The organism is Massilia rubra, from assembly GCF_011682065.1.
Taxonomy (GTDB): Bacteria; Pseudomonadota; Gammaproteobacteria; order Burkholderiales; family Burkholderiaceae_D; genus Telluria_A; species Telluria_A rubra.
The window spans coordinates 395083-407955 of sequence record NZ_VUYU01000003.1 but is presented as its reverse complement, the minus strand read 5'-3'; the positions used below and the strand labels follow the sequence as shown (position 1 = coordinate 407955).

Below are 12873 nucleotides of genomic sequence, written 5' to 3'. Positions count from 1 at the left end.
CCGTGCCACGCGCTCCTGCCACTCGTTAATTTGCTCCACATTTGCCACCATATTTCTCCTCGAAATTGAAGAAAGGAGTGTGGCCGCAGCGTTCAGGAATTCATAGATGGGTGGGCTGGATGCTTACTCCGGAACCCCGCCTAGGTTGGCTTCTTCCCCATTGCGTAGCTTAGCGGAGGAGCAAGCGCTTCCGTGCGACCGAATACGCCGACCTCAGACGAGCTTTGCGACGCTGTTCACCGTAAGCATCCGACCGTCCCACCTTCCAGCGCAATCTATTTTCCCGTAATCTGAGCAAATGGCAGAAGCGAATCGATCTGACTGTTGGGACAGGTGGGTAGTTTTTCCAGCGTTTCGGTCAGTCCCAGCGGAACTGGAAGCATTAAATGGCTTTCCCCGAGGTTTTACCGATCTGGAAGGGATTCCGCCGGGTCGACGCGCTTTCATGATGGGAAATGCTCTGGTCACTGGGGTCGTAACCGCAATCGGAAAAGCCCTGGCTATTCGGCAAGCGTAAGTTAGTGAGAGAAGACGCGCGATTTGCCTCAAGAACGCCGGTCAGATGTGCGGCGCGTTTACCTCGACGGCGACCCAGCATGGCGGTCAGGGGACTACGCTCTTTTCTATCATTACTAACTTGATGCACTTCGGCATGACGGTAATCGGTCTGCCGTATAGCCATGCAGGCCAGATGTCGCTGGATGAAATCCTCGGCGGCAGCCCCTATGGCGCCACCACCATCGCAGGAGGCCAGGGCCAACGGCAGCCAAGCGATATTGACCTGGAAGGTGCGCGTCATCAGGGCGAGCTGATTGCCCGTACTGCCAACAAACTGTTCGGTTAAGTGCCGGGGGAGATACCCCTCCCTGGGACTGATGCCAAAATCCCCGGGCCGCCTCGGCCGGGGGCGGTTAATAGTACGTTGGACTTGCGAGGGGGCTTCTTGCCTTGGCGCAGGCAAGGGACATCGCACATGGGGAAACACCAGGCCAGCGCCATTTGGCCTGCCGCCAGCTTGTCTTCGGGCGTCAGGGGCTACCTGCCCGCCCTGGGGGACACCAAGGCTGGGTTCAGTTCCAACGCCGCCAGGAGGCGGTCCTGTAGGCTTGCAGCGAAAATTGCCGTGCATCCGTGGCGCGCTGCGGCCGATGCTTGGCACGAGGGTCCGGATTGCTAACGGCTGGTCCTCATTAAATGCTATGCTAACCGCTGAGCACAAGGCTGACCTTGCGTTCAACACCCATCCACACTTTCTAATCGAATTGAGGAACAATGGCCCGTAAAGTCTTTTTCAGTTTTCACTACGCCCGCGATGTTAAACGCATCATGCAGGTTCGAAATTCGTGGGTTGTTAGGCCTGGCGGCGAGGCACCTCCTTTCTATGACGCAGCTGATTTTGAAGAGGCCAAGAAACGTGCTGGCGGCATTGAAAAATGGATTGAGGACCAGCTTGCTGGTACCTCAGTAACCGTTGTGCTTTTCGGCGCGGAGACATCCGAACGCGAGTGGGTGCGGCATGAGATTAAGCGCAGCCACGAGTTGAAGAAAGGCATCCTCGCTATCGATATCCATCAAATCAAAGATCCGCGTGACGGGGCAGATAAGCAAGGTAAAAATCCGCTTGATTATTGGAAGGCAGGCGGGGTACCGTTCTCGCAAATTTACAAGACGTACGATTGGGTGAACGATGGTGGCTACCAGAACATGCCAGCGTGGATAGAAGCTGCAGCGAAAGCGGCCGGGCGTTGATGCCTTCAGTAACCATCAGAAAAGATGAGGGCGCGAGTATCGCGCCGCGCTTCCTAGAGTCTGTGTTCTGTTTGTCAAACAAACTATGACTTTCATCCTGGAATCAGATGTGCGAGCGCGAGCACATCGTCGAGCCAAATCCTCGGGCCAAACCCCACAAGATGTTCTGACCGATCTTGCCGCAGTCCGTCGACCACGCTTCGATATTTTCCTGTCCCAGACAACACGTGACGCAGAGATAGTGTTGGGAGTTTATGACCTGTTGGTCGAACAAGGGTACAGCGTATTCTGCGACTGGATTGCTGCCCCTGAGGTAAGCCGTTCGCAGGTTTCACCGGCGAACGCGGCGTTCGTTCGCGGCGCAATGATGATATGCGATACCTTGTTGTTTCTAGATACAGAGCAGGCGGACCAGTCGCTGTGGATGTGCTGGGAACTCGGCTGGTTTGACGGGAACAAGGGGCACGTAGCGATATTGCCGGTGTTAGCCGACAAAACCTTGCAGTATCGAAGCCGAGAGTTCTTAGGCTTATACCCTTACATTGAGGTCGATGAAAAGGGCCAGCTATTTCTGCGTCGCCCAGTCGTCGTCGGACCAACGGGAATTACTATTCTTGAGGCACCCAATCAGAGAAGTTTTCAGGGGTGGCGATCTGCAGACGCCTCAGAGTTCCGTCCGCGAGTCATGGGTGCATGGCGTGAACCAACCTCCCAATATTAAGAACTGCTCAGGCCTTGGCTCTGCCGGTAAAAGTGTATAAAGAAATTCCCAGTCTGCTGCTACACCCGTCCAGAGGCTGGCTAGCGGCTGCCCTACGCCCCTACTCGAGGTTCGACCGGGGACACTCCCAACTCATCGATGTAACGCTGAGTGTAGTTTGCTGCGGAAAAGTCGCGGAGCCCGGCGGACGCCAGACTCTGAGAAAGTGCGGAAGCGGCAGCACCGGTTTGTGCAAGCGGGACGATAGCAGCCTTGGGATTAATTTTATGGAAGAGCTCATACTCTTCGAGCACGCCGTTCATTCCACCAACGAACACTGCCCCATCATAAGCGTGTGAACTGAACATGGTACGCCGCATACTTTCCAGACTCGACTTTGCGTCGGCGCCCGCCTCGACAAGGACTTTGTTGCCAAATCTCTGATTGTCCGCGGGGAAGTCCTTAGCGAAGAAGCGAGATTGATACAACGTTACAGAGTTAAGAAATTGCAGCCCGAGGCTGTCGCAGGCTGCCGCAATCATTGGGGTGATAGATGGATGACCCCCAAATACGATGTGACGCCTCCCCAGCGTCAGTGCCAGCAGCGCCCGTATCGCCAATTGAATTTGCAGTGGGTCTGCGGTGCCGTAGAACTCCCGCCCAGGCGTTGGGATGCTAGCAGACAGAAAAATCGCGTTCATTCTAGTTCCAGTCAGAGAAATCCCAGCCCGCTTTGTAGCTGCTCACTAATCGTACTGCGCCTTTAACGTATTCTGTGATCCAGTTCATGTGCTCCCGCCACTCGCGCTCATCAACTCCGGCGTCATCGTAGACTACAGCGACGGGGGCAGGATGGTTGTCGCGCGTGGCGTCGTAGAGTGTATAGGAAGTGGGTACGCCTAGTGCAGGGTACACGGCGACACGCTTTCCATTAGGTGTAGCTACTATTAGACTGCGACGCAGTGAAAGACCTTCGACGTGTCCCTTTCCCCGTTCAACAGAAGCGCGAAGCGTGGTAATTAACTGCTGAAAACGTGCCGCAACGCTGCGGGTTCGAGTTTCCTCAACGCCATCACAAATTCGCTTAATGCCCGCCTCTGTTAGGTGTCCACTTTGCTCCGTGAAATCGCTGTCCGATAGCTCGACCGAGGTGGCAAGCTGTGCTCGTGCGCTCAATGCTACCTTGGGCCACGCGGCTCTTAGAAGTGGGATACCACGCCAGGTCGCTCGACCAAACTCCGCATCGGTCCAGCGGCTTTCAAAATATCCGGGTGTATCGAGGAACAACAGCACGTCGGAGTCGCACAGCCGCTGCCAAAGCACTTCCTGAAAGTGGCGTCCGGGTTGGATGTCATGCGTATCCAGAAACACGTCGTACAATCGCGCTGACAGTGCTGCGTATAGCTGCAGCGCAGCCTCTGCGGACTCCTCTCGACGATAGCTCAGAAATACGCTGCGCTGCCTTGGCAGCAAGGATGCGCATTCCATCAAGGCCAGGACTGCGCCCTTGACGCCGAGCTTGTCTAATGCGATTCCGTTGAGTTGGCCAACACTGTTTGGGAACTCAGAAGAAAACACTTTGGAAGTAGATGCGACAGGGACTACCGCAATGCCCAGCCTCATCAAGTTGGCAACGTTTTGCTCTTCTTCTTGCGGAATTTTAAAGCAGAGAGCGGAGCCGCAGCGGTCCCCTATTGGCTCAAATTTTGAGGGAGGACCGACAAATAGGGAAACTTCCTGGCCGAGTGTAAGTGACAGCTCACCGAGACGGGCAGTTAGCTCCGCAGTCAGCTCATCGAGCAGCTCGGCCGGAATGTCCCCGAAGATCGCAAGTTCGTAAAAAGGGGTCATCTTCACTCACCTAATGGCCTAGTCATTTAGAAAAATCGACGTTCAATCCGAAGCGGTCGTACAGGTTATCGAGTGCGACTCCGCCCTTTTCTCCGCAAGCCGCCCACTTCTTCAAGTCGTGTGCGGAAAGAGCAGTCATGTGCGAAAGAGGTGCTTCGTACACAAAGGTGGGTAAATTGCGTGCTTCAACCGATTCCATCGCTTTTTTAAGTACGCCAGCACGATGTGGAACAGTCCTTCTCATCAGTTTCGTCGCCACTAACTCAGTATAAATCCATGGCGATGCAGTGAGGTTAGCGTCGTTCCCCATGAACGCCGAAGTAATTAGAGACCGTGGCGTATTGAGGAAAATGACGGACTCACACCGGTCAATCATTTTGTTCAGCGCCGCGCAAAGCATCAGATGTACATGCGAGGTCGACTTGTTTCGCTGCGCATACGAGTAGGTCTTCTTGTCTGCATTGTAGCAAAATTCATCGTCGATTTCCCTGAGCAGCTCGTCGGCAAAGCCCCACACGAATGAATCCACAAAACAAGTTAGCCCTAGCTTTTCTTTTAGCCCATTGGCGAGGGTCAACGCCAATTTTTCATCTGCATGTGAGTGCGAAATGAAGACATCAGCCTGGATGATTCCAAACCAGTCGTCTTCCAACTTTTTGGCATCCACGGTACCCTGCTTGGAATATTGTAGGATGCCGTCACGGGTTTTTTGTTTTAATGTTTGCGAAACATCCGCACTGTTCCAAGTGCTTAAGTTGCTTGTGCTCAACTCTAAACTGAATCCCTGATACATTGTTGCATCCCTTGGTGAGCGTTCTTTTCGATAGCGGTGCTACGACCTGGGCCCAATTAACGCCTCTTGCCGCGTGTCCCCGAAGCGGAATCATTCTATAGTGTAAATTATGCTTGTGTGGGCGCACTTTGTCGCAAGTATGTCGTGGAGTGCGTCGAGCGATACTTGGGTTAGAGTCTTGCGACCACCAATTGAACCCGCAATCGAAACCGGCCTCTCACAATGGTCTGCACGTGCGCGGCGCCTGTGGCGTAGCGTGCGGACGCGCTTGGGCGCACTCGTGCCCGGCGACCAGAGCAGGCGGATCGCGTACGCACACGCCTTCGCTTAACGCTCCCCCCTGAGCGTGTAAATCGGCTTCTCGGACTCCCCCTTCTCCACCATCGCCAGCACGCGCTGCAGTTTCGTACGCTCGCCGTCCTCCTTTGCCGCTGACACCAGCGTGCGCAAAATGGCGACATGCGCCGTCTTCAGCGTCTGCGCCGTGGGCGCGGCGATGTCGGGTTTCACGCCGACGTGATTCCAGCTGGTTTTGGTGATGGGGTTGGTCACGCGCCCCATCGGGATCGCTACCACGATGCCGTACCCTACGCCGTACCAGCTCACGGGATTGGTGCCGCCGCCGGTGGTTTCGCCGACCACCATCCCGCGCTTCAGGGTCTGGAAGGGTCACCTTAGGCGCTAGCCGGCCGGCGGTCCAGTCAAATGCGCCGAGCCGTGCCTACCCTGCGGCCAGTCCGTTCGGACTCGTGGCAATGGGTGCGCCAGCACATGCTGGCGGCAACCTTAGGTAGAGCGCTTACTTCCTGGCTCGGAAATCTGTGTACGTTATGCGCCGGTACGTGGCGAAAGACGCATAGATACAAATGAACAATCTGGTTAGGCTAAGTACCCGCGCAGAAATAGGTGTGAGTTTTGGCAAACATAGCCGGATGCGATGCAAGGCGCCCGACGCGACGCAGTGCGAGCGGAGGGCAACGCCGCAGCGCGCCGGCTATGGAAGACAAAAATCACAGTTATTTATGGGCGGGTACTTAGATTCGCCGAAGCTAGTTTCGTCACCACGGCTTCGACATGCATCAGATATGGCGCGTTCCAGTCGGCTTAAAGCACGCAATTCGCGACGCTACTTGGTACAAGCGGAGCAACGGCTTGAGATCGAAATATGCATGTTGCATAGACCTATAAGCCCGGCATGCCGTTCACCAGATACCGACGGACATAGCCGGACAAAAACTCAGAAATCAACTAACCAAATGTTGGGGAGACACCCGTGAAAGAGAAATCGATTTGTGCAGCGATACGACTTCTATGTATGACAGGTCTGATCGGCGGCAGTACTGCACTTTGCCTGAGCGCTAACGCTCAGGAGGCAGGATTACAGCGAGTGGAAATCACTGGCTCGGCGATCAAACGCATCGCCAAGGAAGGGGCGCTGCCAGTTCAGTTTTTGAGCGCGGCGGATATTCAAAAAACTGGCGCCAAAAGCGTTGAAGAGCTCGTTCAGTCGCTCTCATCGATGCAGGGCTTTACCACTGCGTCGGAGTCCGTCAACGGCGGCGGCGGCGGTGTTCAAAACGCCTCGATCCACAGTATCGGAGCCGCTTATACGCTGGTATTGCTCAATGGTCGCCGGATCGCGTCCTACGGATCGGGCAGCGCCGTTAACCTTGCCAGCATTCCGATGAGCGCAGTCGAGCGCGTGGAAATTCTGACTGACGGTGCTTCAACCTTATACGGGTCCGATGCCATTGCGGGCGTCATCAATTTCATTCTGAAAAAGAACCAGCAGGATTTCCGATTTGATGCTGGCGCGAATCGCCCAGGAAAAAAGGGTGGAGCAAACGCCAATTTCTCGCTATCCAAAGGGTTCGGCGACCTCGACAAGGATGGCTACAACTTCCTGGTGACGTACGCGCATGACGCTCAACGTGAACTCAATGCGAAGGATCGTGATTTCGCAAAAACCGGGCTGAGGCGCTTTAACGAAAACGGAAAGACGTATTCCACTTACCTTCTGGCGGCCAATACCGCACCGGCGTCGGCCACGTTGAGCCTCAAGGACAAGACGGTGAAGATCTTCTCGCCTGCCTACTATAAAACCGGCGCCTGCGCTCCTGACACCGCATTTGTTGGCACGGCGGAGGACAAGTCGTGCTGGTACGACTACGCGGGGACTGTGCAGCTGGTTCCGAAGTCTGAGCGGGACAGTATCTTCTCGTCGTTCAACATGAAGCTCAATCCTGACCTGAATGTGTTTGGTGAGCTGGTGCTCTCAAAATACAAGCAGACGGCGCGCTATGCGCCCGCTGCCCAGCGCCTGAGTCTGCCGTTGACCGGGGCTCTGTATGCCAATGAAGTGGTGCCGTATCTTGATAAGATTGGCGTCTCGCCAGGCGACGTGGCATCCGCTTCGATGAATATCCGGTTCACGGACGCCGGAGGCAGGACCAGAGACTATGTGACAGATGCAAAGCATCTCGCCTTTGGCGCTTCAGGCGTGAAGAATGGCTTCGATTACTCGGCATCGTTTACGCACTCCGAGAATAGTCAGGAATCCAATTTTGTGGACGGCTTCCTGAGCAAGAATGCCTATAACGATATTGTCGCTTCCGGCAAGTTCAATCCATTCGGTCCATCGGGTAGTTCGGCTGCTGTTCTGGCGCCGGCAATTTTGCATACCAACGAAAACAAGACCGAAGTAAAACTGGACAGGATTAGCGGGACGCTCAGCCACGCATTGTTCGACGCACCTGGTGGTACTTCCCAGTTGGCGCTCAGCGGTGACTATTCGCAGCAACGTTACAATTTCATGCCGAGTCCAATCTCGCAGGGGGCGAACGCGCAACAGCCCAATTTTACCGACACCCCTTTGGGTGACTCGGCCGATCACCTGCCTGTCGCGGCCAAGCGCAACAACTGGGGCGCGTCAGCCGAGTGGATGACGCCAGTGTTGAAGACCTTGGAAGTGACGGCCGCAGCCCGCTACGATGCGTATTCGGCCGTGAAAAACCGCATGGTCTTCGATCCCTCGGACGGGAAGCTGCTGGCTCCAGCGGAACAGGGCAATTCCAACAAGAAGGCGACCTACAAGCTCGCTTTCCGCTTCACTCCCGTCGAGAATTTGCTGCTCAGGGGATCGTATGGGACGGGCTTCAAGGTGGCGAATATGGACTCGATCGCTTCCCCGACCGTTCAGGCCGGCAATACGTCCGGGGCTTATGCTTGCCCTGTCAAATCCCCGGATCCTCGCGCGGCGTACTGTACGGGAACGACGCAGCAGTACTTGCTCTCGGGTGGAAATAACCTCTCCGGGGAAAGTGGCTTGCGGCCTGAGACGTCTAAGCAATACGCAGTGGGTGTGCGATTCGATCCGGTCAAGAGCTTGTCGCTCGGCCTGGATTTGTGGTCGGTGAACATGAAGGACCAGCTGACGACCCTTCCGGAACAGTTTCCCTTCGCAGATCCGGCCAAATTCAACAATAATTTCTCCGTTGTCTATGACCAGGGTATCGGCGCCAACAAGCTGGTCACACTTCTTCCGACCTTTAACCTGGCCGCGGCGCGCTACCGCGGGATTGACTGGGACAACTCGTATTCAATGAAAACCGGCGTGGGCAAGTTCGACTTCAAGTGGAACGGAACCTACATGTTGAAATCCGAGGTCGACGTGCCTGGATCGCCCACGGAAAGCAGCGTTGGCCGGTTTGACGCATACAACAACGTCACCGCGCGCATTGTTTCGCGGCTGTCGGCCAGCTGGGCCAGTCGTGATACCTACACCAACACCTTGGCGATCAATTTCCGCTCCGGTTATCACGACCAGGTGTTGACGGCGGACGACAACGCCTTAAAGCTGGTCAACGATGACGGCACCTTGCCGGTCGGGTTCACCGGTCTCACACGTGACGTCAAAGCGTTCACGACCGTTGACTGGCAAACGCGAATCCAGCTGAAACAATACGCTAACCTGGGCATTTCCCTGGGCATTCGTAATGTGTTTGATGCAGAACCACCTCTCAGTATTCGTACTGCGGGCGGCGGAAATCAAGCGGGATTCGACGCGCGCTATGCGAATCCGTTGGGGCGTCAGTTCTACGTCACTGGCGGCGTTAGCTTCTAAAGTACTTTGAACAAAGGGAAGTGCTCCTGGAGCACTTCCCCCGTCAGTGAGGTTTTGGATCGGCGCCACGGCATTCGGGATACATGGCGCCGCCGACGCAGACTGTCCCCTCAGTCCCTCACGGATACAAGCCGCGCACCTCGCGCGCCTGCAGCACGCGCGTGCACGCCACGACGAACGCGGCCGTCCTCAGCGACACGTCCTTGTCCTGCGCCACCTGCCAGATGGCTGCGAACGCATCGCGCATGATGCGCGTCAGGCGGGCGTTGATGTCTTCCTCGCTCCAGAAAAAACTCGAGAAGTCCTGCACCCATTCAAAGTAGCTGACCGTGACGCCGCCCGCGTTGGCGATCACGTCCGGCACCACCAGCACGCCGTTCTCGCGCAGGATGTCGTCGGCCTCCGGCGTGGTCGGTCCGTTGGCGCCCTCAAGGATGATGCGCGCGCGAATCTGGCCGGCGTTATCCTTGGTGATCTGCTGCTCCAGCGCGGCCGGAATCAGGATGTCGCAAGCGACGCTCCAGAAGCGCTCCGGCGCAATGCTGTCCTCGGCGCCGGCAAAGCCCACCACGCTGCCCGTCTGCGCCACGTACGCCAGCAAGGCCGCCACGTCCAAGCCGCCGTCATGCACGATGGTGCCGCCGTGGTCCTGCACCGCCACCACCAGCGCGCCGGCCTCCGAAAACAAGCGCGCGGCGATCCCGCCCACATTGCCGAAGCCCTGTACCGCGACCCTTGCGCCCTCGATCCGCATGCCGCACTTGACGGCAGCCTCGCAGCCGGCGACGTACACGCCGCGCCCGGTGGCGTCGCGCCGTCCCAGGCTGCCGCCCAGCGAAATCGGCTTGCCCGTCACCACGCCGGTCGCCGTGCTGCCCTGGTTCATCGAGTAGGTGTCCATCATCCACGCCATGGTCTGCTCGTTGGTGTTCACGTCGGGCGCGGGAATGTCCTTGTTCGGCCCGATGATGATGCCGATCTCGCTGGTATAGCGGCGCGTCATGCGCTGCAGTTCGCCCTGCGACAGCGTCCTCGGGTCGACCCGGATCCCGCCCTTGGCGCCGCCGTACGGCACATTGACGGCGGCGTTCTTGACCGTCATCCATGCCGACAGCGCCATCACTTCCGACAGCGTCACGTCCTGGTGGAAGCGCACGCCGCCCTTGCCGGGGCCGCGCGACATATTGTGCTGTACGCGGTAGCCCTCGAAGTGGGCGATGGTACCGTCGTCGCGCTCGATCGGTACGTCGACCACCAGGATGCGCTTGGGCCGCTTGAGCGTCTCGACCCAGCGCGCCAGTGAACCAAGGTGCGGCGTAACGCGGTCGATCTGTTCTAGGTAAACGCTCCAGGGGTTGTTTTCCTTGGGGACGAGGTAGGATGGAATGTCGTGCTGGCGTGTCATGCGGCGGCTCCGTTGTTGTAGTTTGAAGGTAGTGTTTTTTAGTGGATGATCTTGGCCAGGAAGTCGTGCGCGCGGTCCGAGCGCCGGGTGCCGAAGAACTCGTCCTTGGTGCAGTCCTCGATGATCTTCCCCTGGTCCATGAAGACGATGCGGTTGGCCACCCGCTTGGCGAAACCCATTTCGTGGGTGACCACCATCATCGTCATCCCCTCCTGCGCCAGGCCGACCATCACGTCGAGAACTTCGTTGATCATTTCGGGGTCGAGCGCGGAGGTGGGCTCGTCGAACAGCATCGCGATCGGATCCATCGACAAGGCCCTGGCAATGGCCACGCGCTGCTGCTGGCCGCCCGACAGCTGGCCCGGAAATTTATCCTGCTGCTCCAGCAGGCCGACCCGGTGCAGGTACTTCAGGCCCTTGGCGTTGGCCTCGTCGGCGCTGCGCCCCAGCACCTTGACCTGCCCGATGGTCAGGTTTTCCCGGATCGACAAATGCGGGAACAGCTCGAAATTCTGGAACACCATCCCGATCCGCGCGCGCAGCTTGGATAAATTGGTTTTCGGGTCGCCCACTGCCACGCCGTCCACGCTGATGCCCCCCTTCTGGAACGGCTCAAGGCCGTTGACGGTCTTGATGAGGGTCGACTTGCCGGAACCCGAGGGGCCGCAGATGACCATCACATCGCCTTTGCTGACCTGCGTGGTGCACTCGGTGAGCACCTGGAACTTGCCGTACCATTTGCTGATATTGTGAATTTTTATCATTTTTCTTCTCCAATTGGAAAGCGCTAGCGGATGATCGCCACGCGCTGCTGCAGGCGGCGCACCAGGGACGACAGCCCCAGGCCCAGGACCAAATACACCAGCGCCACGAAGCTGTACATTTCGACCAGGCGGCCGTCGCGCTGGGCGATCTTGCTGGCGGCGCCGACAAAATCGGGAATCGACAGCACGTACACCAGCGACACGTCCTGGAACAGGACGATCGTCTGCGTCAGCAGCAGGGGAATCATGTTGCGAAACGCCTGCGGCAGCACCACGTGGCGCATCGTCTGCCAGTAGGTCATGCCCAGCGCCCGCCCTGCCCATACCTGGCCGCGCGGGATCGAGCCGATCCCGCTGCGCATGATCTCGCAGTAGTAGGCCGCCTCGAACATGATGAAGGTGATCAGCGCGGACGTGAAAGCGCCCACCTGTACCGGCGTATCGGCGCCGATGATCCAGGCGGCGATATACGGCACCAGGAAGTAGAACCAGAAGATCACCAGCACCAGGGGGATCGAGCGCACCAGGTTGACGTAGCCGGACGCCAGCAGCGACACCGCGCGGATGCTGGACAGGCGCATCAGCGCCAGCAGCGTACCGAGGACGATCCCGCCGCTCATGGCCAGCACGGTCAGCTTGAGCGTGAAGACCATCCCGGTCTGGAACAGATAGACCCACGAGCGGGCGATCACGTCGAAATCAAAGTCGAGCGCCATCTCAGTGTCCCCCCGCCGCGCCGGCGACGATCAAGCCGGGAATCGCCACTTTTTTCTCGATCCGGTGCATGATGAACACGACCACGGCGTTGACCAGCACGTAGACCAGCGTCGCGGCGCTGAAGGCCTCGAATACCTGGAACGAAAACTCCTGGATCGCGCGGGCGCTGGCAGTCAGTTCCATCAGGCCGATGGTCAATGCCACCGAACTGTTCTTGATGATGTTGAGGAACTCGCTGGTCAGCGGCGGCAGGATCACGCGCGCCGCCATCGGCAGCAGCACGTAGCGGTAGGTCTGCGCCAGCGTCAGGCCGAGCGCGGTGCCGGCCATTTTTTGCCCGCCCGGCAAAGCGGCGATGCCGGTCGAGACCTGGACCGCCACCCGCGCCGAGGTAAACAAGCCCAGGCACAGCACCGCCGTGACGAACGGTGCGTTGGGCAGGGCCTTGATCCAGTCGCCGGCGGCTTGCGGCAGCACGTCGGGAGCGACGAAATACCACAGGAACATCTGCACCAGCAGCGGCACGTTGCGAAAAAGTTCGACATAGCCGTTGGCCAGGCGAACCAGCCATTTGTTCGGTAGGGTGCGCACGGTGCCGACCACAAGGCCGAGCGCCAGCGCCATGATCCAGGCCGTGAGCGCGGTGGCCAGGGTCCACATCAAGCCTGAGCATAAGGTGTCGAAATACGTGCCGGCACCATCGGGCGCAATCTCCCAGAAGATGCGCCAGTTCCAGTGATAATTCATAGTATTGTTCCAGGCTGGGCTACA

11 protein-coding genes and 1 pseudogene are annotated in these 12873 nt (G+C 57.8%); 4 read left to right on the top strand and 8 right to left on the bottom strand.

The window, feature by feature from the left end:
* Positions 1 to 556: 556 nt before the first annotated feature.
* The 3 genes and pseudogenes from F0185_RS34715 to F0185_RS06975 form a co-directional block, all read left to right on the top strand.
* Positions 557 to 844, top strand: a pseudogene (locus tag F0185_RS34715) (NADPH-dependent FMN reductase family protein); the annotation flags it as partial.
* Positions 845 to 1272: 428 nt separating this feature from the next.
* Complete coding sequence (locus F0185_RS06980; RefSeq protein WP_167222836.1) at positions 1273 to 1749, top strand: TIR domain-containing protein; 477 nt, start codon at positions 1273 to 1275, stop codon at positions 1747 to 1749.
* A gap of 85 nt (positions 1750 to 1834) precedes the next feature.
* Positions 1835 to 2470, top strand: coding sequence for a toll-Interleukin receptor (locus F0185_RS06975; RefSeq protein ID WP_167222834.1), 636 nt, complete (start codon positions 1835 to 1837; stop codon positions 2468 to 2470).
* A gap of 92 nt (positions 2471 to 2562) precedes the next feature.
* Here the strand turns inward: F0185_RS06975 and thcA are convergent, their stop codons facing one another.
* From thcA to F0185_RS06955, 4 genes are all read right to left on the bottom strand, one after another.
* Positions 2563 to 3150, bottom strand: a complete 588-nt coding sequence (gene thcA, locus F0185_RS06970) for a Thoeris type III anti-phage system protein ThcA (RefSeq protein WP_167222832.1) — start codon at positions 3148 to 3150, stop codon at positions 2563 to 2565.
* A 1-nt stretch (position 3151) separates the two neighbouring features.
* Complete coding sequence (thcB4, locus tag F0185_RS06965) at positions 3152 to 4300, bottom strand: Thoeris type III anti-phage system protein ThcB4 (RefSeq protein WP_167222830.1); 1149 nt, start codon at positions 4298 to 4300, stop codon at positions 3152 to 3154.
* Positions 4301 to 4322: 22 nt separating this feature from the next.
* Positions 4323 to 5093 (bottom strand): toll/interleukin-1 receptor domain-containing protein, encoded by a 771-nt coding sequence (locus F0185_RS06960; protein WP_167222828.1) that lies wholly within the window; start codon positions 5091 to 5093, stop codon positions 4323 to 4325.
* A 327-nt stretch (positions 5094 to 5420) separates the two neighbouring features.
* The gene (locus tag F0185_RS06955; RefSeq protein ID WP_167222826.1) at positions 5421 to 5738 is read right to left on the bottom strand and encodes a S41 family peptidase; all 318 of its coding nucleotides are present in this window, start codon (positions 5736 to 5738) and stop codon (positions 5421 to 5423) included.
* Positions 5739 to 6366: 628 nt separating this feature from the next.
* On the opposite strand from F0185_RS06955, the gene F0185_RS06950 reads away from it, so the two are divergent.
* Complete coding sequence (locus F0185_RS06950; RefSeq protein ID WP_370663986.1) at positions 6367 to 9216, top strand: TonB-dependent receptor domain-containing protein; 2850 nt, start codon at positions 6367 to 6369, stop codon at positions 9214 to 9216.
* A 118-nt stretch (positions 9217 to 9334) separates the two neighbouring features.
* Here F0185_RS06950 and F0185_RS06945 read toward each other — a convergent pair whose 3' ends face one another.
* Genes F0185_RS06945 through F0185_RS06930 form a run of 4 tightly spaced genes read right to left on the bottom strand, consistent with a single transcriptional unit; the run spans position 9335 to position 12849 of the window.
* Positions 9335 to 10621 (bottom strand): Glu/Leu/Phe/Val family dehydrogenase, encoded by a 1287-nt coding sequence (locus F0185_RS06945; RefSeq protein ID WP_167222824.1) that lies wholly within the window; start codon positions 10619 to 10621, stop codon positions 9335 to 9337.
* A gap of 38 nt (positions 10622 to 10659) precedes the next feature.
* Positions 10660 to 11385 carry an amino acid ABC transporter ATP-binding protein gene (locus F0185_RS06940; protein WP_167222823.1) on the bottom strand — a complete coding sequence of 242 codons (726 nt, stop codon included), beginning with the start codon at positions 11383 to 11385 and terminating at the stop codon, positions 10660 to 10662.
* A 23-nt stretch (positions 11386 to 11408) separates the two neighbouring features.
* Positions 11409 to 12101: an amino acid ABC transporter permease gene (locus F0185_RS06935; protein WP_167222821.1), complete on the bottom strand. Its 693-nt coding sequence runs from the start codon at positions 12099 to 12101 to the stop codon at positions 11409 to 11411.
* Position 12102: 1 nt separating this feature from the next.
* Entirely contained in the window at positions 12103 to 12849 is a 747-nt protein-coding gene (locus F0185_RS06930; protein ID WP_166889223.1) for an amino acid ABC transporter permease, read from the bottom strand.
* Positions 12850 to 12873 lie beyond the last annotated feature (24 nt).